Here is a 20,487-nt window from a genome sequence, read left to right on the forward strand (position 1 = left end):
TTTTTTCATCAGCCAGTTGTCGCTCAAGTCTTTTTATGATTTGGGCTGGGGTTTCTTTGTGTGGCATTCTTAGGCTCTTTGGCGGTGTATTCCAGTCTAATGTACCATGTTTCCTAAGCCAAGTTAGGACGGTACTACGTCCTTGTATGCCATAGTGCTTTTGGGCTTGTTTGTAGGTCATGTCGCCTTTTTCTACTTGCTCTACAATAGCTAATTTAAAGCCGAGTGTGTAATCTTTCTGTGTTCGTTTAACCCTTGATCTTTCTGCTTTGTCCATTTATAAGCTTCCTTTTCGTAAACTTATTTTAGGACGGGACAATAGATAAAAATAAAGCCCGCTCTTATAAGAGGGGGCTTTATCGCCTATAACAGGCAAATTATGCTATCGCATTACTTCTGTTTGCTTTTTTCGTCTAAATAACGACCAATCTCGTCTTTTAGTGCAAGCTTGCGACGTTTCATTTCATCGATTTCGTCTTCACGGCTTGCTGACTTAACCACATCATTTTCAAGCTTATCGATTTCAGTGTCTAAGTCGTTGTGCTCTTTGAACATTTTTTGGAAATGAGTGTCAGTATTCTTAAGCTCAGAAATTAAATCACGATGTTCATGGAACATATCATTATCCTTTTTAGGGTTGGGTTACATAAATCAAATGGGTAGCATAAGGAGCATTAAGTAGATTACCCATCAAAGAGAAAGTATATTTATTTTTATTACCTTCTCATTAAATTGTACCCAAAATATCAAGTGTTGACCATGGCAAAAACACTTAGTTTTGGCTTAACTTACAATTTACCTGTCAAAAAGTATAAATGGTGTCAGTTTTTATCAATAATAAGTATTACAAAACTAATTTCTATAATAGTTCAGTTTTATCAATCATATTATTCAGCTTTATACGCTTGTTGTTTTGCGCCTATGCCCCGATAATAAAGACATAAGCTAATCAGTAATCCTTTATTTACTTGCCATTACGCTGCTTAGTGAGCAACTAATGCAACAATAATTATTCAACCATCAATTAAATCGTATTTATTCCCTATTTTAGAACATTGATATAGATAACAGCCCCGAATGAGGAGTTCGATATGTTAGACCAAAGTTTATTAGATGCGGTAAAAAGCTATAGTGAAAAAATGACTCGCCCTATTAGTTTTGTTATTGGTGCCGGTGAGCATCAAAAACGTGCCGAACTGGTTGATTTCTTGACCAAAATTGCGGGAACAACCGACAAGATTAAGTTTGATGAGAGCAACACTGACGACAGTCTACCAAGCCCAATCAGCTTCAAGATTACAAGCGAAGGCGATGATGTTAATAATGAAACGGGTATCGTATTTAGTGGTATTCCAGGCGGTCATGAGTTTACGTCGCTAATCTTAGCCATCTTACAAGCCGGCGGTCACACACTAAAGCTTGATGAAAGTATTCAAAAGATGGTGAAGCGTATTGGTCAACCATTACAGTTCCAAACTTATGTGTCTCTGTCTTGCCACAACTGTCCGGAAGTGGTGCAGGCGCTTAACCAGTTTGCGTTATTGAATGATGGCATTAGTAACGAGATGATTGATGGTGGCTTGTTCCAAGAGCAAGTCGAAGCCAACAATATTCAAGGCGTACCAGCGGTATTTTTGAATGGCAAGCCTTTCTTAAATGGTAAAGTGGACACGGCTCGCATTATCGATAAGCTACAAGCAGAATACCCAGATTTATTGAATGCGGCGAGTGCCGATGACCAAGAGCAGCTAGAGCGTCAAGACGTTACCGTGATTGGTGGTGGTCCAGCAGGCGTAGCATCAGCGATTTATAGCGCACGTAAAGGTTTAAAAGTTACTATCATTGCTGACCGTATCGGTGGACAGGTGAAAGATACTCAAGCAATTGAAAACTTAATCTCTGTGCCTTTAACCACAGGTAACGAGCTGTCAGCTAACTTTGAAAAACACCTTAAAGAGTACGACATTAATATCAAAGAGCACGTCAGCGTTAAACAGCTGTCTGAAACTGAAGATGAAAACTACAACATTCATCTAAATACCGGTGAGCAGTTTGAGACCCGCAGTATCATCATCGCCACCGGTGCGCAGTGGCGTAAGCTGAACGTCCCTGGTGAAGAAGAAAATATCGGTAGCGGTGTTGCGTACTGCCCACACTGTGATGGCCCATTCTTTAAAGGTAAAGACATCGCGGTTATCGGTGGCGGTAACTCAGGTATCGAAGCAGCATTAGATTTAGCGGGTATCGTGAAAAACGTCACAGTATTTGAGTTCGCAGACGGCTTAAAAGCGGACCAAGTATTGATTAATAAAGCCAAAGAGACTAAAAACATTAACATCATTACCTCAGCGGCGACCAAAGAAATTAAAGCAGCTGACGGTAAAGTGAAATCCATTGTGTATGAAGACCGCACGTGCGGCGAAACCAAAGAGCAAGAATTGTCGGCGGTATTCGTGCAAATTGGTCTGGTACCAAACTCTGAGTTTGTTAAAGGTTTTGTCGATGTTAACCGCTTTGGCGAAATTGAAATTGATGAAGCTTGCCGAACAGACCGCAGAGGTATCTTTGCTGCGGGCGACGTGACTACCGTACCGTTTAAGCAAATCAACATTGCAATGGGCGAGGGTAGTAAAGCGGCGTTATCAGCATTTGAATACCTTGTGATGCAATAATTGGCATGATTTATTAGCCTACTGTTAAATCATTTGTATGTACTAATATGATTTAATATTGAACGACTTAAAAAGCCATCCTACAGTAGTGTAGGCTGGCTTTTTTATTTGAGCTTAATCGCCTTAGTTTTAATTGATTTGGTCAACTTACGATACTTAAGTAGTTATCTGTTTTTAATTTTAATTTCTATAATCTTAGCGTCTATTTTGCTTTAGAATATACCCCCAGAACTGAGCGCACCGCTGATAAACGTGTCTATTAACTGTGCTATTAAGCCATTTATTATAAATGCTAAGCAGCTCGTTTAAAGGTCTAGGTGTCCAAATTCACTTGACTGTCTTGTATCTGATGCACTCTCATTGATGGCGTTTTTAATTTGATGGTGTGTCTATGGCCTAACCAGATGCAGGGTTTACTTTAAAAGGAATGAGAATACGATGGAGTTAATTCAAGCATTTTTTAGCAAAGTGGGTGATCTGACATGGGGGTGGTCGCTTGTCCCGATGCTCATCATTTTTGGGCTATTGTTTACGATAGTCGGTAATTTTGCACAGATTAGATATTTTAAACGCATGTTTTCGGTATTCCGCAGCGATGAAGTCGGAGAAGGTGGTATTACAGCGCGTCAGGCACTATTGGTCTCTATCGGCGGGCGTGTCGGCGGTGGTAACATCGCTGGTGTCGCAGTTGCTATCTCACTGGGGGGTCCAGGTGCGGTGTTTTGGATGTGGACAGTAGCGGCCATCGGTATGATGACCAGTATTGTCGAATGTAGCTTGGCGCAGCTGTATAAGCGCAAAGACCATGAAGGCAACTTCCGTGGTGGTCCAGCAACCTATATCTTGCACGGCTTAGGTCGTGAGTATAAATGGCTAGCAGTTATCTATGCGGTGTCATTATTATTGTCATTCTCAATTGGCTTTGTGGCATTCCAAGGCAACACGGTGGCAGGCTCAGCGTTAGAAAGCTTTGGTATTGAACGCTGGATTTCAGGTATCATTTTGGTTATCGCTGGCGGGTTTATTGTGTTTGGCGGTATCAAGCGTATTGCAAAAGCTGCTGACATCGTGATTCCTATTATGGCGCTAATTTACCTATTAATGGCCGTAGTCATTATTGTGCTAAATATCACGGAACTGCCAGCACTAATCACTATGATTGTCAAAAATGCGTTTGGGTTTGAGTCAGTGGTCGGCGGCGGTATTGGTGTTGCCATTGAGCAAGGTATGAAGCGTGGTCTGTTCTCAAATGAGGCCGGCTTAGGCTCAGCACCAAACGTTGCGGCAACTGCTTATGCGACCCATCCAGTGAGCCAAGGTATCTCGCAATCGTTGTCTGTATTTATTGATACTATCGTGGTGTGTAGTGCTACTGCTTTTATGATTTTATTGAGCGGTGTGTATCAGCCCGGTGTTGAGATTGACGGTATTGTATTAGCGCAACAGGCCTTAACTAGCGAGCTTGGAGAATGGTCACAGTATGTGCTAACCATATCGCTATTATTATTCGCCTTAAGCTCTATTATGTATAACTACTATATGGGCGAAAATGCGATTAACTTTTTGGTAAAAGATAATATTAAAACGGCGACCTTTATTTTACGTGTGGTGGTGGTTGCTATTTTATTCGTCGGTGCAGTTGCGCCAACAGCAACAGAGGTATTCTTCTTCGCAGATCCACTAATGGGTGTATTGGCATTGGCCAACTTATTGGCACTGATTATGCTATTCCCACGTGCCAAGCGTTTGCTTGATGACTTCGCCCGTCAGTTAAGAGCGGGTGTCAAAGTGCCGTTATTTGATGCAAAAGAGTATGAAAAACTTGACTTAGATTTGGCTGCTTGGGGTAAAGAGGCCGTATTAGAAGCCAAAGAGCTCAAGCAAAAATCTTAAATCGCGTTCATTGCTAACGTCCAACCTTTCACAATAGAGCCCTCGTAGCCGCCTTAACAGTGGTTACGGTGGCTTTTTTTGTTTTTCAATAGCGAGTGTCATTCGGTTGATTGCTTTGGAATGTTGTATGGTCTAATTCGGTTGCCAACGTCATCGCCGTGATAACTTATTAAATGATGCTTGAGTTATTGTTTGCCACGCACATAGGCAACTACTGGCAGTGCGATAACATACATCAGTATTCCATACAAAGCGGCAGGCAGTGCAATCACTGGTAGTGCCACAGAAGTGCCCATAATAATCGGCGCAAGCGTTATCGCCGTGGTGCTGTTTTGGATGCTGGTTTCGATGGAAATCGTTTTGGCATCTGTCCAGATCAGATGAAACGCTCTGGCAATAAGTAAGCTCAATGCAAACAAAATCGCAATAATTAACGCCAGTTCCAGTCCGATTTCAGTAATATGTGATTGAGTCAACCTCCAGTTTGAGGCAATAGCTGCAATAACGATTACCACAAAAAACAAACTGGCCAAGCCATTTAATAAGCCGCTTCTGCGTGTCATAAAGTCAGTAAATTTATGACGTGCTAACATACCTAAACCGACCGGCAAGGTAGTGATTAAAAACATAACCAACCCAATCTTTAAGGCGCTGATTGAGCCGGCTTGGTCCTGCATAAAGTGATTAAAGGCGAGCGTAATCATAATAGGTAGGGTAATCACAGATAACAAGCTGACCACGCCAGTGAGTGCAATGGATAGCGCCACATTACCTTTGGCATGGTAAGTGAGAATATTGCTGGTAACACCGCCGGGACAAAAGCTGATTAGCATAATACCAAATGCAATGGCAGGGGGTGGTGACATCAAGGTGACGACGATTATGGCCACTAAAGGCACTAGTAATATTTGACTAAACAGTCCGAGCAAGAACACTTTTGGGCGCTTGACAATGATTTTAAAATCGGTAGTGGTCAGCCCTGTACCCAAGGTGAACATAATATAGGCCAGTGCTAATGGCAGCAGAGCGAGTGCATGATTCATGAGACAATCCTTGTCAAAAACGTAGCTAACTGGTGTGCAAGCCATAAGTGTGAAAATAAAAGTGTAACGACCTCATCATAAACGTAAATGGTGAATCTTCCAATGATTCATTATTCAGTTATCGATAATAGATATGGATTGAGTATGAAATGGAGCAAAGCACTGTTTATAGACCTTGCTATAGACAGTCGGTTAACGTAATTTATTAAATTATCTACAACTTATCTTATAGAGATATGGCATGTCAGTATTAAAAGAGACGTTATCGATTAAAGGGTTATCAAGAAAGGTGTCTTTGGCATTATTCGCCATGCTGTCAATCAGTGTGGCCAGCCACGCCTCAGCAAAAACGGTCAATGACATCATTAAAACGTATTACCCTATTTATAATGAGACCAAACAGTGCCGAGGTATTATTGCTAAAGATGGCTCATCAAGTTGGGAGGGGCAGTACAATAAAAGTGGCTATTGTATCCAAGTGGACATGATTGAAGTATTTAAGGATGGAACATAGCTTTACCTAAAACTTTACTCACCCAATACTATACTGTCATAATCAAACCAATTCCTTTTTCCATTATCTATATTTTAAGCAATACCTAACAAGAGGTAGTCAAGTGGAGCAGTCAAAACTATGGCAGAGTGAGGACTACTCAGGCATCGAGCTATTGTCTGCGACCTATACCAACTTTGAATTCAAAAAACACTGGCATAATGAGCTTGCCATTGGTGTGATTGAAGCTGGGGCAGAGAGCGTCTGGTATCGAGGGGAGAACCTGCTCATTCCTGAGCAGCAAATCATTGCAATTAATCCTGGCGAAGTGCATACAGGCTTGGCAGGAGTAGAGAGTGGTTGGCGCTATCGCATGTTTTACTTTGACTTATCCTATCTAGCTACTCATCTATCAGACAGCGGACTATCGATAAATTCGGTAATAGATACGCCTGTTATTAACGATGCTACTTTGTACCAAGACTTATTGCAGCTACATCAAGCCTTGGAGCTTAGCAGTTTGCGTTTAAGTAAGGATACGCTACTAACGCATGCGCTAGAAAATTTATTTGCAAGATATGGCTCATCCATCGCACCAGATAAAGCAGCTGCTATCGATATAAAAAGTGCGACACTGGCCAAGGCTTATATCAGTGATAATTGGCAAGGTAATCCATCGCTTGAAGATTTAGAGACGTATACCCAGTGCAATCGGTTTCAGTTATTACGCAGTTTTAAAGCGCTGTACTGGGTAACGCCGCATCAGTATCTATTGCTCATTAAAACCCAAAAAGCCAAATCAATGCTATCTCAAGGAATGTCTTATATTGACACCGCTTTAGCGTGCGGATTCTATGATCAAAGCCATTTTAATCGTAACTTTCGTAGAGTGTATGGCGTTGCGCCCTCTAGATACTTTGGCTATTCTGAATCTACTTAAAATCTCTGTACTTACCCCCTCAGTCAATAAACGAATCGATCTTGTCAATTTTGTACAATAAATCCATAGCTCAAACATCTAAGATATTGGTTTTAACGTCTTAGGAAGGATGATTATGAGTTTATTTTTGGCATGGTTCGCTGTTATGTTTCCCCTAGTGTTTAGCCCTGGTCCTGCAAATATTGCCTTTGCTGCAACGGGTTCACAAGTCGGTTTAAAACGGTCGCTTCCTTTTTTAATCGGCATAGATTTAGTATTTATTGTACAAACCATTTTAGTGGGTTTTGGTTTGGGTCAAATCGTGCAAACTTATCCCAGTATTATGAGTTGGATGCAACTGTTAGGGGCAGGGTATTTGATATATTTGGCGTATACGTTTGTTGTGGCAGGCAAGCTTGATACCGATATAAATACCAAACTATTGGGGTTTAAAGACGGACTGATTGTGCAAGCGTTAAATAGTAAAGGCTGGATCATGGTGTTTTTGATGTTCTCGTTATTTACAGCACAAGCGCATGCAGAGTTTGCAGGTTATGGTATCGTCATTTTGATAGTTTGGTTGGCGATACTCAATATATCGCTTCATCTAGTATGGATAGTCGTCGGTGAGTTATTGGCTAAGATATCAAGTAGCCCTACTTATCGTAAACGTTTGGATTGTAGTTATGCGCTATGTTTGGTAGGCGTTGCGATATGGTTGATTATTGATAATTCGATTTGGACGTTATAAAAAATGGTGGTTATATTTTGGTTGATTGACCAGTTTGGACTAACTATTCAAACCAATTATTCTAACCAACTATCTAAATCCAATGCTGGTTTGAAACAGCAACCGTAGTATCATGCACTAATTTTCCTGTATGTACGGCACTGGCAGATTCAATCCTCATAAAGTGAGTATCTGGCGCTGCAAAAGGGCAATGCTCAACACCTTTAGGAACGACATACATCTCGCCTTCATTAAGTTCTATATTTTTGTCTCTCAATTGTAGGATGAGCTTCCCTTTAAACACGATAAAAAGCTCATCTTCGTTATCGTGTTTATGCCATATTCTATTACCACTACCTTTAACAATTTTTACCAATTGACCGTTAAACTCGGCAATGATTTTGGGTATCCATACTTCATCAAATAGGCTGAATTTTTCTTTAATATTTATTTTAGGCACTATGTTCTCAGTGTAGGGGTCAGTTATTTCGATTATTTAACGGTCATATTGACATAAACCGATTATGTTTGCACTAAATCGATTATATTTGAGGTATTTTGCTTTATTTTGATTATTTTTAATGATAGCTGACACAATGGAGACTATTTCAGCCATTTGTAAGCGCCTGAGAGGTCTTTAAAGCGCCAGCACATAACAATGATTACCATTTGCCGTCCATTTTTATTTTGCGTCAGTCCTATATTTTAAAAACCATCCCCACCTGTCAATGTTAAAGAGGTTTATCAACCCAGCTAACCCTTCAATGCCCCTTCCACATACAATATTTCACCCGCTTCATCTTTATCAATCTTTCGTGTTTCCTGTAAGGCATCCACTCGCCACTGCTGCATATGCGGATTGTTTAGCATAACGTCCATATATTGTTTAGTCGTTGCCCTTAAAATTAACCCTGAATGTTGCATATAAGTTTTCAAACGAAAGATAACAGGCGCATAAAACGCATCAGCAATGGTGAAGTCGCCAAAGAGATAGTTATTTTCACTGTTCTTAAAAGCGTCGCTACCCAAACAGTGCTCAAAGATATCTTCGATACGATTAAGGTCAGCCAAACAAGTGTCGCTTGGATTGATTTTAGCCGTTGCCCGAATGTTCATTGGCATCTCATTGCGCACTCCCATAAAGCTTGAGTGCATCTCAGCAACGATACTTTGGCAATAAGCGCGCTGTTTTTGTGACGTTATCTCCTCTTTACTCAGGACGGATTTGTTTTTGCCTGACCAAATATCTAAATTGGTTAGATAATCATTAGCAAATAAACCAATGGCTAAGCTGTCAGTAATGGCGATGTGTTGGTTATCATTCGGCGTATCTTTATTCGGATTGATAACCAATACAGGCACTTTACCCGTTGCGGAATATTTAGCAAGTGTTGGGGTAGCAGAGGCATCAAACAACTGAATAAGCTGCTCATCAAACTCAATGTCAAATTGCTTGAGAAGAAGCCAAGCACGCAGTGACCAGGAGGAGTAGTTTTTATTACCGATGATAAGTAGCGGTGTGTTCATGACCATATTCCTTATGTGATGGATATTCCTTTTTAGCTTTGAATTTTAGTATGTCGCAGTTGTCGTCATTGAACAAACGCAAAATCTTAATGTCACCTATTAGCAATTTGCTTAAGTCATCATCTTTCTTTCACCTAAAGTTATGTTACTGTAAAAGATGAGATGTCTTAACTATAAATAGAGAGAATAACGTGGATATAGAAGCTATACGCTGCTTTATTGCGGTTGTAGAGACGGGTAGCTATTCGCAAGCGGCAAAGCAGGTGCATCGTAGCCAAAGTGCGGTGAGTCAAAAAATGCATAAACTGGCTGAGCAGACAGATAAAACATTATTTCAAAAGGCAGGTAGAGGGCTTGAATTAACTGAGGATGGTAAGTTTTTACTGGGTTACGCCCGTCATATTATTAGTCTTCATGATGATGTGATGCGTCAGATGCAGGACAGTAAACAGATTGTTCGTCCATTGCAATTGGGATGCCCCGATGACTACGCACAGGTGATATTACCCAAGATTATAGACTCGATACAATCGGTTGTACCAAACTTGCCCATTCAAATCCATTGCAATAACTCAACCAATTTAAAAGAGATGTTGGCAGCGGGCACGATTGATACGGCGATTCTTTCTCGTTCATCGTCAAAAGTTGCAGGACAGTATCTAGAGCAGAGCCAAGGGGTATGGGCATTTAATGGAGACAGCAATAAACTTGAAAAGGCGTTTAGAGCTTTAGGTAGTGTACCGCTGATATTGTTTGAGAAAAGTTGCCATTTTCACCATGCAGCGGTGGAGAGCTTAAGTCAATTAAATATAAGCAGTCAGGTCGTTTGTAGTACCAACAGTGTCGGTGCGATAAAAAGTTTGGTAAGCTCAGGGCAGGGTATAACGGTGGTGGCAGAATGTAGCCGCGGAGAAATGACGCTATTAACAGATGATAATAACCCCTTACCCTTTAGCTTACCAAAACTGCCCAGTGTGATCATTGAGATGGTCGTTGCAGCAAATGCCCATCCAAATTTTGGACGGGCGCAGTTGAATGAGATATGCTCGAAATATTAGTCAATAAATCAGACTTTATACGGCCTTATTTCTTAGCAGGTGGCACAAAACCATCCGCTTCAAAGCCCACTTTGACATGGGTGCTGTCACAAAATGGCTTGTGTCCAGAGTGGCCGCAGCGGCATAAATGCACTTCGGTATCACGGGTAATGGTGCGACCTGTTCCTGTCACCACTTCTACATTACCGTAGATGAAGTTTGGTCCGTTTTTCATCGGTTCAATACGCAGCTCACCGCCGCTGGCATCTTTCACTTCTGGTAGTTTGATTTCAACAGATGGCGGCTCGCCAGTCGCTTCAAAGTTAACCTCTTTATGACTGCCGTCACAATAAGGCTTTTGCTTCGAGTGTCCGCAGCGGCATAACACCATGCGTGTGCCATTATCCTTGCCTTGGACGCTATGTTTTGCATGAATATAAGACGGCCCGTTTTCTGTCACCCGAATTGTATTCACTTTCGGTGCGGTTTCCATCGGTGTTCCATCAGGATGAAATACTTGAATGGCGCCAGAAGGGCAGTTATGAGCAATCTCTAACAGTTCATCTGGGGAGGCGTTTTCAGGATGAATCCATTCTCCGTCGACGTTCGGAACGAATACATCAGGGCGACCTAATACACAGTTGCGTGAGTGAATGCAGCGGTTACTATCAAAAGTAACCGTTGCATCGTCAGTTTTGACCACTTCTACATTATTATCATTGTTGTCCATTGGAGTTCCTATTGGCTTGCCAAGGCTGCTGCCTTGGCTGGCTAGATAGAGAATAAAAGATGACCGAGCTCTACAGCTGAAGTCTATCCATGAATTAGCATTGAGTAGGACGAATGTTCAATAAACTATTATTTATTATATTTTGATTAAGTCTTAATGCAAATGCTTTATGGCTTTAATAGTTGCATATTTAAGGGTATAGCTTTTCTAAAAAGTCCAAATAACGATTCCATGAGCGTTTATCGGCACGTTCGTCATAAGACTCTGCTTCAAAGTCAGTAAACGCATGCGGTGCACCACTATAGGTGATCATTTCATGAGGTACATGAGCTTCTTCAAGCGTTTTACCCAAGGTAGTGAAGTCCTCAAAAGGCACGACTTGATCGGCTGTACCGTGAAATACTAATATCTCACCTTGGGTATTGTTATAGTTTTGGAAGGGCGGTGTTGCAAGGTCACCATGAAAGGGAACAAATGCTTTTTGAGGGAATCCAGAACGGGCAAGCTCTAGTGCAGCACTGCCACCAAAGCAATACCCCATCGTCACGCCGTCACGTACATTATTGCCTTGTGCCTGACCGGCATTTAAAGCAGCTGCAATTAAATGACGCATTTTATTGCGGTCTTGGTATAACTCACCAGTAAGGCGTTTTTTATCTTCTAATTCGGTAGGTCGAATGCCTTGCCCATATAGGTCAGCGGCTAATACGTTATAGCCTTCAGTCGCCAGCATGTCGGCACGCTTGCGTTCATAATCGGTGAGGCCATCCCAATCATGCAGGAGTAATATAAAGGGCGCGTTGGGAGTATCTGCTTTGGCGTAATAGCCTTCATAAGCCTGATTATCGACAGTATAAGTGATATTTTTGGTGGTAATCGCAGAGGCCGCTTGGCTAGCACCCAAAGTTAATAGTCCGATTGATGCACCAACCAGCAGTGATTTGTATTGTTTTTTAAGGGCTTTTATAGACGGGTCTTTGCTTGAGAATGACATTATAGTTCCTTAGTAATTTCTTATTTTATACAGTATCAATAGAGGGGTGACGATTGGACAGAATAAATTAGTCGTCTAATTTATCCATCTTTTTGGCCGCTTCATACAAGCCATTTGAGCGGTTACCGGTACGGCAGAACATTAAAATAGGCTGCTCGGCTTGATTAAAATAGTCGGCAAATTCTTCGACATGTTGCATATTTAATTCATTACCTGCAAACGAAATCTCTTTATAAGCAAGACCGGCTTCTTTAGCAGCCGCTTCGATATCGCTGCTAGTAGGTTGATCAGGTGCTTCGCCATCTGGGCGGTTATTAATAATGGTTTTAAAGCCTTGGTCAGCGATTTCTTGTACTTGTTCTGGGGTAATCTGACCGGCAAAGCTAACTTGATGTGACATATATTTTCCTTATTGGTGGGCATAAAATTTTAGTGTTTTCGACTAAATAACACTATAGATAACGTTGATGTAAATGATGTTAATACAAGATACTCGATTCAATATAACTTATAGCAATCCTTGCATCAATGCACTTTGGTATAGCAATTTTGCACGTACCCCCGAGCCGCAAAACAGCATAATCGGCTTGGGCAGACTGTGATATTGCTCGGCAAAGCGTCTCACTGTTTGCAAGCTTAGGCGCTCTTCGTCAAAAGGGATATAAGCGTATGCCAAATCAGCCTGCTGTGCCGCAGCATTAATGGCTTGGCTTGTCGGCTGATTGGGCTGCTCATTATCAGGACGAATATTAATCAACGAGCGGTAGCCTAGCTTCGATAGCTTGGCGCACTGAGCAGGATAAATCTGCTTATAAATAGTAAGAGAATCGCTCATAAAGGGGGGCTTTGGGTTAAAAGTTAGGTGTAAGTTTGAATGATAGTCTTGATCTAATCATTGTTATTGTACGTTTTTCTGGTCTCTTCAAGGGGCTATTCAAATTCTTGTTTTTGAATGGTCGGCACAATATCGTTGCGCGGATCATCATCGGTGAGTAAGATAACTGCTTGTACCGTGCTTAGAAATACCCGTCCAGACAGCTCTTTAATCACAGGCGTATGTTTGATGATATCCATCACGGGACCTTTGATAACGGAATAATGTAGCCGTTTTTCTTTATCGACCAGCTCACGATTTAGCGTGGTTAGCATTTCTTGAGCGGTCAAATCAATATGATTCACTGCAGACATAATCAGCACTAGATTATCAGCTTTAGGGTGCGCTTCAAGGGCATTATGAATCTGCGTATGTACCGCATTACTGTTGCCAAAGAACAGGCTTTCATCGACACGTATGATTAATAGATTATCATAGGTAATCACGTCATGACGATTCACGTTACGAAAATGCTCAGTACCTAATAATCTGCCAACCACAGCGATATGCGGCTGACTGGACTGCCAAATGAGCCCCGCAAAAGAGGCAATTAAACCAATCACCAAACCGGTATTTAGTCCGAAGATAAGCACGCCCAATAAGGTAGCTAAGTAGCTCATTGCATCTAGGTGATCTGATTTCCATGCCTGCTTTAGGGTGTCGATATCAATGAGGCTAATAATGGACGCCATAATCATGGCGCCAAGTAGGGCGTAGGGCAGGGGCGCAATGGCTCGGCTGAGCACTAATAGACTTGCAACCATGACCATTACGGTAATGATGCTGGCAAGCGGTGTTCTAGCGCCAGAGTCAACATTAATGGCGGTTCGTGAAAATCCGCCGGCGACTGGAAAGCTTTGGCTAAATCCGCCGGCAATATTAGCAAGCCCGAGTCCTTTTAACTCCTCATTAGCATTGAACTTCTCACCGCGTAATCGTGCGTAGGTGCTGGCAACTGAGCTGCTCGAAACAAACGCGATTAATGCCATTAATCCTGCAGTGGGTAGCATAGACACCGCTTGCGATAGACTGTCTATATGCGGCAAGGAGATTTGCGGTAAGTCACTTGGAATATTACCGATAATCCGGATGCCATCCGTCGACCATTGCCCGACATAACTGGCAATAATGGCAATAATGACCACAATTAACGGAAATAAACGACCCATCCAATTTGCAGCAGACCTAGGTAGCCAAGATTCCCATAATATACGACTGGCATAGCGGTTGAGTATGAATAAAATAAAGGCAATTACACCCAGAATAAAGGTAGGTAGATGCAGAGTATTTGCCTGTTTTAGCAAGGACACAAGTGCATTAGGCAGTGTGTTACCGCTGATAGAAATGCCCGTGATGTATTTAATTTGGCTAACAAAGATAAGAATCGCTGCCCCACTAACGAAGCCTGCTGAGACGCCGCGGCTGATAAATTGAATAATCCAGCCGAGTTTTAATCGTCCTGCTACCCACAATAAGACACCGACCATTAGTGCCAGTAGGCTTGCTAATAAGCTGTATTGTGCGCTGCCCGGTTCGGCGAGTCCATGCAGGCCGCTCGCAGTCATAATGGCCGTGATAGCGACGGCACCAACTGCTTGTACGTTGCTTGAGCCGACCCACGCATAGACCAGTACCGGCATGATAGAGGCGTACAGCCCATATTCAGGGGGTAAGCCTGCCAGCACCGCATAACCCAAGCTTTGCGGAATAACCAATACCCCGACTACCACACCCGCAATGATATCGGCAGGCAAAAGTGGCATCGAGTATTGGGTAATCCAAGTCGGTAGTAGGCGAGAAAAAGAGCGTGACATAAGCACCAAATCTTCTATTTAGTCGACCCCTTCTGAATATAACTGTTTTAAATCTTGAACGGTCAATTTCAGAAAAGAATTTTTATTATCAGCAACAACACCGCTGACTCAGCCATCAAATCAGCTAAAAGTCCGCTGTTGAGCGAATACGTATTTTAGCAGCATTAGCGCCTATAATAAGTTGATGAGTTGCAACACCGCCCTTATATAAACAAATATTGCTTAACCATGAGCGTTTAGTAGCGAATTTAATAATAAATTGAATAAAAGGATAAGACCATGACAACAGATTCTGTTCATTTAGTATGCCCAAACTGTGCTGCGACCAACCGTATTCCACAAGCCCGTTTAACTGAGTCACCAAAATGTGGTAAATGTCAGCATCAGCTATTGACTGCTAAGCCGGTGATGTTAACCGATCAAACTGCACATAAAACCATCCAAAAAAATGATGTCTTAACCATCGTTGATTTTTGGGCAAGCTGGTGTCAACCCTGTCATATGATGGCACCGCAGTTTGAGCAAGCAGCAGCACAATTACCGAATGTGGTATTCGCGAAGCTACAAACTGACCAGTTTGAGCAAGCCGCTGCACCGTATGGCATTCGCAGTTTGCCGACTATGGTGGCATTTAAAGGCGGTAAAGAGATTGCCCGTCAATCAGGGGCATTGCCTGTGAATCAAATTGTACAGTGGGTACAGTCTTTAGCTTAATATCTTAAGGCTATTAGGCAAAGCACACTTGACCTAACACCACCGCTTTATTGGCACCGGTAACCGCAGGCAGGTTGCCGGTCTCACCCATAATGGTTTGACGAGCAAGCCATGCAAACGCCATGGCTTCTATCCAAGTCGGCGCAATACTAAAGTCTTGACTGGTCAATACCGTCCACTGCGGTAGCAGAGTTGAGATTTGCTCAAGTAGATAAGGATTATATGCACCGCCACCACAGACCACGACTTCACCTTGCTGCATGTTAAGGCGAGTTGCTTCGGCCTTAATGGCATCGGTTAGCGTTTGAGCAGTCAGCATGGTAAGCGTGGCTTGAACGTCAGCAGGGTTAAGTGCCTGTTGCTGCTCGATATCAAGCTTAGAGATTTGAGCGGTAAGCCAAGTTAAATTAAAGTCCTCACGGCCGGTACTCTTTGGGGTGGGCTGAGTGAAGTAGTCATGAGCCAATAGCTGATTAAGCAGTTCTTGGTTCACCCTACCCGAACGTGCCCACTGCCCATCTTTATCATATAGTGTCTCAAACTCAGCATTATCCGAATCTGTCTTTAGCTGATCCACATGCTTTTGATACCATGCATCTAACAATATATTGGCAGGCCCCGTATCATAACCTGTGACATTATGAGTTTGCTGGGCAGGCAGTACTGTGATATTAGAGATACCACCAAGATTAACGACAATACGGTGTTTTAGAGCAGGGGCAGTGGCAGTACCTATGTCATCAGTCATGCCGAATTGTGCCAAATGAAAAGCAGGCGCAAGCGGTGCACCTTGTCCGCCAACTGCCATATCACGGCGACGAAAGTCGGTTACCACGCTAATACCCGTTCGCTCTGCAATAATATTGGGATCGACTAACTGTAGAGTAAACCCTAGATTTGGACGATGGCGCACGGTTTGCCCATGACAACCAAGGGCTAAGATGGCGTCTGCTGTGATGCCTGACTTCTTAAGCAACTCATTTACCACGGTACTGGCAAATTCTGCATATTCTTTGCTGGCCCAACCAAACCACTCAAGTTCACTGCGTGGCTGCTGCTCCAAGATAACGTTACGGGCAGGATTTGCTAATTCAAGCGTCCCATTAGGCTCACATAAAGCCAGTAAAACCTCGCGAAGCTGAACCGGAAATTGAGCACTGTGAGTGGCGATAATTTTTTCATTTTGAGTGTCATCAAACTGACAAATCACTGCGTCCATGCCATCAAGGCTAGTGCCTGACATCATGCCGATATAATAGCCCGTATCGAAGCTATCAAATAAGGTCTCGGAAAAAGCCTGCTCAAAATCGTCAAAGGTAGGGGCGGTATTGTCGCTTATAGATTGGGTCATAAGATAAGTGCCGTACAATAAGAATAAGTATTCTGATTATAACAGACTGTCAAAGGGTCGGCTTTAAAAGCAAAGTTCATGAGCCAAAAGGACGCCAAAACAAAAGGCTGCTAGAGCATTTCTCTAACAGCCTTTTTTAAAATTATATTTTCTACTATGGGTAGACTTTATTGCAGTTTAAGCAGTGGCTGACCGTATTCAACAGCATCACCGGTTTCAACCAGTATTTCATCAACCATACCCGCCATCTGACTCTCAACAGGCAGCAATTTGCTAAGCACATCAACATAAGCAATAGTCTGACCCACCTCGACGCTGTCGCCTAGATTGACCAAAAGCTCTGGACCACCGTCTGGGCTAAGCTGGACATGACCGACATACGTTGAGCTCACGATAGAGGCTTTGGCGTCCTCTTTTTTTTGAGCATCTGTGTTTGGCAAACTGTCTGCTTGAGCGGCTGTATTGCCCTGAGAGCTTGCTACAGATTGACCTGACAGATAATTGACCACAGTAATAGATTGTGCACCGTCAGCGACAGTCACTTGATGCACCTGACTGCGCTCGACACGTTGTACTATCTTTTCAATAATTTCTATATCCATGCTAAGACCTCAAAACTGATAAACGCCAACTCACTGATGCGAGGTGCTAAAAGTAACATACTAACCGCTGATATAATTTGCCAACGTCATAAAGCTTAGACCACTCATGATAATCGCAATAATCCAACCGAAAGCAGCAATCCAAATAGGATGTTTATAATTGCCGACAATATTCTTTCTGTACGCGGCAATTAGGATAATGATCATTGCAATCGGTAGAATCAGACCGTTTAATGTACCGGCCAATACCAATAACTGCGCAGGTTTACCTATGGTAGCAAACACAAAGGTAGAAATAAGAATAAAGGTAATAATAAAGTAACGTTTGTACTGTTCAATAAAGGGGTGAAAGCTACTCATAAAAGACACTGAGGTATAAGCGGCGCCAATAACAGAGGTGACCGACGCGGCCCAAATAACAATACCAAAGATAATCTTGCCCACATTGCCTAAGATATGCTGAAACGGAGACATCGCAGGATTTGTCGGGTCAAGGGCAATACCTTTAGATACCACGCCTAACACAGCTAAGAATAAAAATACCCGAACAATGGACGCAATCAAAATGCCTGATACAGAGCTGCGTGTCACTGAGGGCAGATTTTCCTCTCCGCTAATACCCGCCTCTAGCAACCGGTGTGCCCCTGAGAAAGTAATATAACCACCGACAGTACCGCCCACTAAAGTCACAATCGCCATGGCATCTATTTTGCTTGGCATAATAGTACGTGCGGCCGCTTCAGCAAAGGGCGGGTTAGATTTAAACATCACATAGATTATGAGTACCAGAAGCGTAAAACCCATAAGTTGGGTGAACCTATCCATGATAGGCCCCGCTTCACGGCTTAAGAAGATAGCCACGGCTATGACACCACTGATTAAAGCACCAGTAATAGGAGAGATGTCAAATACCGCTTGCATACCAAGACCAGCGCCACCGATGTTACCAATATTGAACGCCAGACCCCCTAACACCACTAAGAAGGTTAAAAAGTAACCTACCCCAGGAAAGACAAGGTTAGCGACTTCTTGCGCCCGCTTTTTAGAGACCGCAATAATACGCCAGACATTCAGCTGAACTCCGATATCCATAATAATCGAAATCAAAATGACAAAGCCAAAGCTGGCCATTAAGCTTTCGGTAAAGGTGGCAGTTTGGGTTAAAAAACCTGGACCCACTGCCGAGGTTGCCATTAAGAATGCGGCACCGAGTATGGCAGTATTGTTCTTCTTTAAGGCGTTCATAGGCATCCTTATCAAAGGCTTCGTTTAAGATAATAAAGTTTAGTCGTGCTTATTAAAATTGTCATCGAATTAGAGCGATATAAGGTATAAATTGAAGCGACATACAATAGAGCTTGAGATAAAAGGGTCTATCTCGCTATTATTTTAATGCCCTGTTGTTCAAGCTGGCTTTTAATCTCAGCGGCAAACTTAACGGCATGTGCATTGTCGCCATGTAGACAAATACTTTGAGCCTCGACGGCAACTTTAGTACCATCAACACTGGTAACCACGCCTTCGGTAATCATCTGTAGAGCGTGCTGTGTGGCTTGAACAGGGTCGGTAATCAGTGCATTGTCTTTAGTGCGTGAGACAAGGGAACCATCGCTTTCGTAATTTCTATCAGCGAAAACTTCTGAGATTGATGCCATACCCTGTTCTTTGGCAACGCTAATTAAATAGCTGCCTGACAGCCCCATAATTGCCAAACTGGGATCAAAGCGTTTCACTTCACTGATCACAATATTAGCCAAATGTTCATCTTTAGCGGCTTGGTTATATAGCGCACCATGTGGTTTAACATAGCTCAGCTCAACACCTACTAAGTCGCAGACCGCTTTGGTAGCCCCTAATTGATAGCTTATCAGTGCCCGATATTGCGCTTCGCTTAAGTCTTGCATCGTACGACCGAAGTTTTCTTTGTCATCAAGACCCGGATGCGCGCCGACTCGTACCTGATATTGTTTGGCAAGTTGTAAGGTCTCTAGCATATGCTGATAGGAGCCGGCATGCAGACCGCAGCTGACATTGGCTGAGCTGATAATAGACATTAGTGCCTCGTCTTGACTACAGCCTTCGGCCACGTCCGCATTTAAATCAACACTGACGTTTTTGGTCTGGTTTGTATTATTAATTGTCATCTGCATATCTCCTAATGCGCTCGATGTAGCGCTGTCGTTGTTGACGAGCCTCCAGAGCGTCTTCCATTGATATCAATTCAAAACGGCAATGCTGTCCAAAGCGGGTTTGCGCCATTAGCCCAATATCGGCTTCAATAACGGTCGCTATTTTGGGATAACCGCCAGTGGTTTGCGCATCGGCCATTAGTACAATCGGCTGGCCTTGTGGCGGTACTTGAATCATGCCCACCGCCACACCATGAGAACTCATACTGATATCTTCAATCGATTTTAATGGCATGTTACCGACGCAGCGATAGCCCATACGGTTACTGCTGGTATCCACTTTCCAGTCCTGCTGCACAAAGTTCATTTTTGAGGTGTCATCAAAGCAGTCGTATTCACTGTTTTTGACCACACGAATGATATTGTGTGCAAAGTCGTCATTATCACTAAACAGACGCGGTACACCAATAACCGGTAATGGCGTGTGTGGCGTGGTCTTTAAGCTAATGTCGTCGCCTTGTTGCAAGAATCTACCATCTTTACCACCAAATTCAGCCTTGGTATTGGTACTGGCTGAACCAAGCACCGGCTCGATATTAAATCCACCTTGAACGCATAGATAGGCGTACATGCCCTGTAGCGGACGAACCAGTTTTAAGGTTTGACCAGCTTTGGCATTGATACGCCAGTAGCCATAGATTCGAGTATCATCGAGGTAAGCTTCGTAAATAGCACCGGTTAAACAAAAACAGGTATCTTGGCTAAATTCAAATTCCATACTACCAAGAGCAAATTCGATAGCAGGCTCATCCAAATCATTTTTCATCAGCGCATTGCCTGCTTGCAGCGCCCACGGGTCCATCACACCATTGGTGCCAACACCTAAGCCACGAAAGCCAAAGCGACCCCTGTCTTGAATGCTTGCCAGTGCGTTTGAGGCTAAAATTTTCATTGTAGTTGCCTGT

At 42.9% G+C, this 20,487-nt stretch carries 22 protein-coding genes; 7 read left to right on the forward strand and 15 right to left on the reverse strand.

Annotated features, from left to right (window positions below; genetic code table 11):
* Both AC2SLM_RS04765 and AC2SLM_RS04770 read right to left on the reverse strand, forming a co-directional pair.
* A partial coding sequence (locus tag AC2SLM_RS04765) for a helix-turn-helix domain-containing protein (protein ID WP_486552358.1) occupies positions 1-277 on the reverse strand: 277 nt, incomplete at its 3' end.
* A 113-nt stretch (positions 278-390) separates the two neighbouring features.
* Positions 391-618, reverse strand: coding sequence for an HP1242/YdcH family protein (locus tag AC2SLM_RS04770; RefSeq protein ID WP_486540113.1), 228 nt, complete (start codon positions 616-618; stop codon positions 391-393).
* A gap of 473 nt (positions 619-1,091) precedes the next feature.
* On the opposite strand from AC2SLM_RS04770, the gene ahpF reads away from it, so the two are divergent.
* Together ahpF and AC2SLM_RS04780 are read left to right on the forward strand one after the other, a co-directional pair.
* A complete protein-coding gene (ahpF, locus tag AC2SLM_RS04775; RefSeq protein ID WP_486552359.1) occupies positions 1,092-2,672 on the forward strand; it encodes an alkyl hydroperoxide reductase subunit F in 1,581 nt (526 codons plus the stop codon).
* 438 nt (positions 2,673-3,110) lie between these two features.
* Positions 3,111-4,565: an alanine/glycine:cation symporter family protein gene (locus AC2SLM_RS04780; RefSeq protein WP_486552360.1), complete on the forward strand. Its 1,455-nt coding sequence runs from the start codon at positions 3,111-3,113 to the stop codon at positions 4,563-4,565.
* 185 nt (positions 4,566-4,750) lie between these two features.
* Here the strand turns inward: AC2SLM_RS04780 and AC2SLM_RS04785 are convergent, their stop codons facing one another.
* Positions 4,751-5,608, reverse strand: coding sequence for a bile acid:sodium symporter family protein (locus AC2SLM_RS04785; protein WP_486552361.1), 858 nt, complete (start codon positions 5,606-5,608; stop codon positions 4,751-4,753).
* 241 nt (positions 5,609-5,849) lie between these two features.
* On the opposite strand from AC2SLM_RS04785, the gene AC2SLM_RS04790 reads away from it, so the two are divergent.
* The 3 genes from AC2SLM_RS04790 to AC2SLM_RS04800 all read left to right on the forward strand — a co-directional run bounded on the left by AC2SLM_RS04790 (position 5,850) and on the right by AC2SLM_RS04800 (position 7,771).
* The gene (locus AC2SLM_RS04790) at positions 5,850-6,122 is read left to right on the forward strand and encodes a hypothetical protein (protein ID WP_486552362.1); all 273 of its coding nucleotides are present in this window, start codon (positions 5,850-5,852) and stop codon (positions 6,120-6,122) included.
* A 103-nt stretch (positions 6,123-6,225) separates the two neighbouring features.
* On the forward strand, positions 6,226-7,041 hold the full coding sequence (locus tag AC2SLM_RS04795; RefSeq protein WP_486552363.1) for an AraC family transcriptional regulator: 816 nt from the start codon (positions 6,226-6,228) through the stop codon (positions 7,039-7,041).
* Positions 7,042-7,156: 115 nt separating this feature from the next.
* The gene (locus tag AC2SLM_RS04800) at positions 7,157-7,771 is read left to right on the forward strand and encodes a LysE family translocator (protein WP_486552364.1); all 615 of its coding nucleotides are present in this window, start codon (positions 7,157-7,159) and stop codon (positions 7,769-7,771) included.
* A gap of 73 nt (positions 7,772-7,844) precedes the next feature.
* Here the strand turns inward: AC2SLM_RS04800 and AC2SLM_RS04805 are convergent, their stop codons facing one another.
* Both AC2SLM_RS04805 and AC2SLM_RS04810 read right to left on the reverse strand, forming a co-directional pair.
* Positions 7,845-8,210: a cupin domain-containing protein gene (locus tag AC2SLM_RS04805; protein ID WP_486552365.1), complete on the reverse strand. Its 366-nt coding sequence runs from the start codon at positions 8,208-8,210 to the stop codon at positions 7,845-7,847.
* A gap of 293 nt (positions 8,211-8,503) precedes the next feature.
* Positions 8,504-9,277, reverse strand: a complete 774-nt coding sequence (locus tag AC2SLM_RS04810; protein WP_486552366.1) for a glutathione S-transferase family protein — start codon at positions 9,275-9,277, stop codon at positions 8,504-8,506.
* A 191-nt stretch (positions 9,278-9,468) separates the two neighbouring features.
* On the opposite strand from AC2SLM_RS04810, the gene AC2SLM_RS04815 reads away from it, so the two are divergent.
* The gene (locus AC2SLM_RS04815) at positions 9,469-10,335 is read left to right on the forward strand and encodes a LysR family transcriptional regulator (protein ID WP_486552367.1); all 867 of its coding nucleotides are present in this window, start codon (positions 9,469-9,471) and stop codon (positions 10,333-10,335) included.
* A 25-nt stretch (positions 10,336-10,360) separates the two neighbouring features.
* Here the strand turns inward: AC2SLM_RS04815 and AC2SLM_RS04820 are convergent, their stop codons facing one another.
* The 5 genes from AC2SLM_RS04820 to AC2SLM_RS04840 form a co-directional block, all read right to left on the reverse strand.
* On the reverse strand, positions 10,361-11,044 hold the full coding sequence (locus AC2SLM_RS04820; protein ID WP_486552368.1) for a CDGSH iron-sulfur domain-containing protein: 684 nt from the start codon (positions 11,042-11,044) through the stop codon (positions 10,361-10,363).
* Positions 11,045-11,234: 190 nt separating this feature from the next.
* The gene (locus AC2SLM_RS04825; RefSeq protein WP_486552370.1) at positions 11,235-12,038 is read right to left on the reverse strand and encodes a dienelactone hydrolase family protein; all 804 of its coding nucleotides are present in this window, start codon (positions 12,036-12,038) and stop codon (positions 11,235-11,237) included.
* 67 nt (positions 12,039-12,105) lie between these two features.
* Positions 12,106-12,438: a protein tyrosine phosphatase family protein gene (locus AC2SLM_RS04830; protein WP_486552371.1), complete on the reverse strand. Its 333-nt coding sequence runs from the start codon at positions 12,436-12,438 to the stop codon at positions 12,106-12,108.
* 108 nt (positions 12,439-12,546) lie between these two features.
* The gene (locus tag AC2SLM_RS04835; RefSeq protein WP_486552372.1) at positions 12,547-12,873 is read right to left on the reverse strand and encodes a protein tyrosine phosphatase family protein; all 327 of its coding nucleotides are present in this window, start codon (positions 12,871-12,873) and stop codon (positions 12,547-12,549) included.
* Positions 12,874-12,968: 95 nt separating this feature from the next.
* Positions 12,969-14,726 carry a SulP family inorganic anion transporter gene (locus AC2SLM_RS04840; RefSeq protein ID WP_486552374.1) on the reverse strand — a complete coding sequence of 586 codons (1,758 nt, stop codon included), beginning with the start codon at positions 14,724-14,726 and terminating at the stop codon, positions 12,969-12,971.
* 279 nt (positions 14,727-15,005) lie between these two features.
* Here AC2SLM_RS04840 and trxC point away from each other — a divergent pair, with 279 nt between their 5' ends.
* A complete protein-coding gene (gene trxC / locus AC2SLM_RS04845; protein WP_486540137.1) occupies positions 15,006-15,440 on the forward strand; it encodes a thioredoxin TrxC in 435 nt (144 codons plus the stop codon).
* 13 nt (positions 15,441-15,453) lie between these two features.
* Here the strand turns inward: trxC and AC2SLM_RS04850 are convergent, their stop codons facing one another.
* The 5 genes from AC2SLM_RS04850 to AC2SLM_RS04870 all read right to left on the reverse strand — a co-directional run bounded on the left by AC2SLM_RS04850 (position 15,454) and on the right by AC2SLM_RS04870 (position 20,474).
* A complete protein-coding gene (locus AC2SLM_RS04850) occupies positions 15,454-16,791 on the reverse strand; it encodes an anhydro-N-acetylmuramic acid kinase (protein WP_486552376.1) in 1,338 nt (445 codons plus the stop codon).
* 167 nt (positions 16,792-16,958) lie between these two features.
* Complete coding sequence (locus AC2SLM_RS04855; protein WP_486540141.1) at positions 16,959-17,393, reverse strand: acetyl-CoA carboxylase biotin carboxyl carrier protein; 435 nt, start codon at positions 17,391-17,393, stop codon at positions 16,959-16,961.
* Positions 17,394-17,453: 60 nt separating this feature from the next.
* The gene (locus tag AC2SLM_RS04860) at positions 17,454-18,638 is read right to left on the reverse strand and encodes an NRAMP family divalent metal transporter (protein WP_486540143.1); all 1,185 of its coding nucleotides are present in this window, start codon (positions 18,636-18,638) and stop codon (positions 17,454-17,456) included.
* Positions 18,639-18,766: 128 nt separating this feature from the next.
* Positions 18,767-19,537 carry a 5-oxoprolinase subunit PxpA gene (pxpA, locus tag AC2SLM_RS04865; RefSeq protein ID WP_486552378.1) on the reverse strand — a complete coding sequence of 257 codons (771 nt, stop codon included), beginning with the start codon at positions 19,535-19,537 and terminating at the stop codon, positions 18,767-18,769.
* Positions 19,527-20,474 (reverse strand): 5-oxoprolinase subunit C family protein, encoded by a 948-nt coding sequence (locus tag AC2SLM_RS04870; protein ID WP_486552380.1) that lies wholly within the window; start codon positions 20,472-20,474, stop codon positions 19,527-19,529. The genes pxpA and AC2SLM_RS04870 overlap by 11 nt, the downstream gene beginning before the upstream one ends.
* Positions 20,475-20,487 lie beyond the last annotated feature (13 nt).

The sequence above is a fragment of the Psychrobacter sp. CX16 genome (assembly GCF_057396245.1).

Bases quoted from the DNA above. Each gene is read 5' to 3' on its own strand.
- AC2SLM_RS04820 (WP_486552368.1), bottom strand. From the start codon at position 11,044: ATGGACAACAATGATAATAATGTAGAAGTGGTCAAAACTGACGATGCA.
- AC2SLM_RS04780 (WP_486552360.1), top strand. From the start codon at position 3,111: ATGGAGTTAATTCAAGCATTTTTTAGCAAAGTGGGTGATCTGACATGG.
- trxC (WP_486540137.1), top strand. From the start codon at position 15,006: ATGACAACAGATTCTGTTCATTTAGTATGCCCAAACTGTGCTGCGACC.
- AC2SLM_RS04840 (WP_486552374.1), bottom strand. From the start codon at position 14,726: ATGTCACGCTCTTTTTCTCGCCTACTACCGACTTGGATTACCCAATAC.
- AC2SLM_RS04855 (WP_486540141.1), bottom strand. From the start codon at position 17,393: ATGGATATAGAAATTATTGAAAAGATAGTACAACGTGTCGAGCGCAGT.
- AC2SLM_RS04800 (WP_486552364.1), top strand. From the start codon at position 7,157: ATGAGTTTATTTTTGGCATGGTTCGCTGTTATGTTTCCCCTAGTGTTT.
- AC2SLM_RS04825 (WP_486552370.1), bottom strand. From the start codon at position 12,038: ATGTCATTCTCAAGCAAAGACCCGTCTATAAAAGCCCTTAAAAAACAA.
- AC2SLM_RS04850 (WP_486552376.1), bottom strand. From the start codon at position 16,791: ATGACCCAATCTATAAGCGACAATACCGCCCCTACCTTTGACGATTTT.
- ahpF (WP_486552359.1), top strand. From the start codon at position 1,092: ATGTTAGACCAAAGTTTATTAGATGCGGTAAAAAGCTATAGTGAAAAA.
- pxpA (WP_486552378.1), bottom strand. From the start codon at position 19,537: ATGACAATTAATAATACAAACCAGACCAAAAACGTCAGTGTTGATTTA.
- AC2SLM_RS04790 (WP_486552362.1), top strand. From the start codon at position 5,850: ATGTCAGTATTAAAAGAGACGTTATCGATTAAAGGGTTATCAAGAAAG.
- AC2SLM_RS04835 (WP_486552372.1), bottom strand. From the start codon at position 12,873: ATGAGCGATTCTCTTACTATTTATAAGCAGATTTATCCTGCTCAGTGC.
- AC2SLM_RS04870 (WP_486552380.1), bottom strand. From the start codon at position 20,474: ATGAAAATTTTAGCCTCAAACGCACTGGCAAGCATTCAAGACAGGGGT.
- AC2SLM_RS04860 (WP_486540143.1), bottom strand. From the start codon at position 18,638: ATGAACGCCTTAAAGAAGAACAATACTGCCATACTCGGTGCCGCATTC.
- AC2SLM_RS04810 (WP_486552366.1), bottom strand. From the start codon at position 9,277: ATGAACACACCGCTACTTATCATCGGTAATAAAAACTACTCCTCCTGG.
- AC2SLM_RS04830 (WP_486552371.1), bottom strand. From the start codon at position 12,438: ATGTCACATCAAGTTAGCTTTGCCGGTCAGATTACCCCAGAACAAGTA.
- AC2SLM_RS04785 (WP_486552361.1), bottom strand. From the start codon at position 5,608: ATGAATCATGCACTCGCTCTGCTGCCATTAGCACTGGCCTATATTATG.
- AC2SLM_RS04770 (WP_486540113.1), bottom strand. From the start codon at position 618: ATGTTCCATGAACATCGTGATTTAATTTCTGAGCTTAAGAATACTGAC.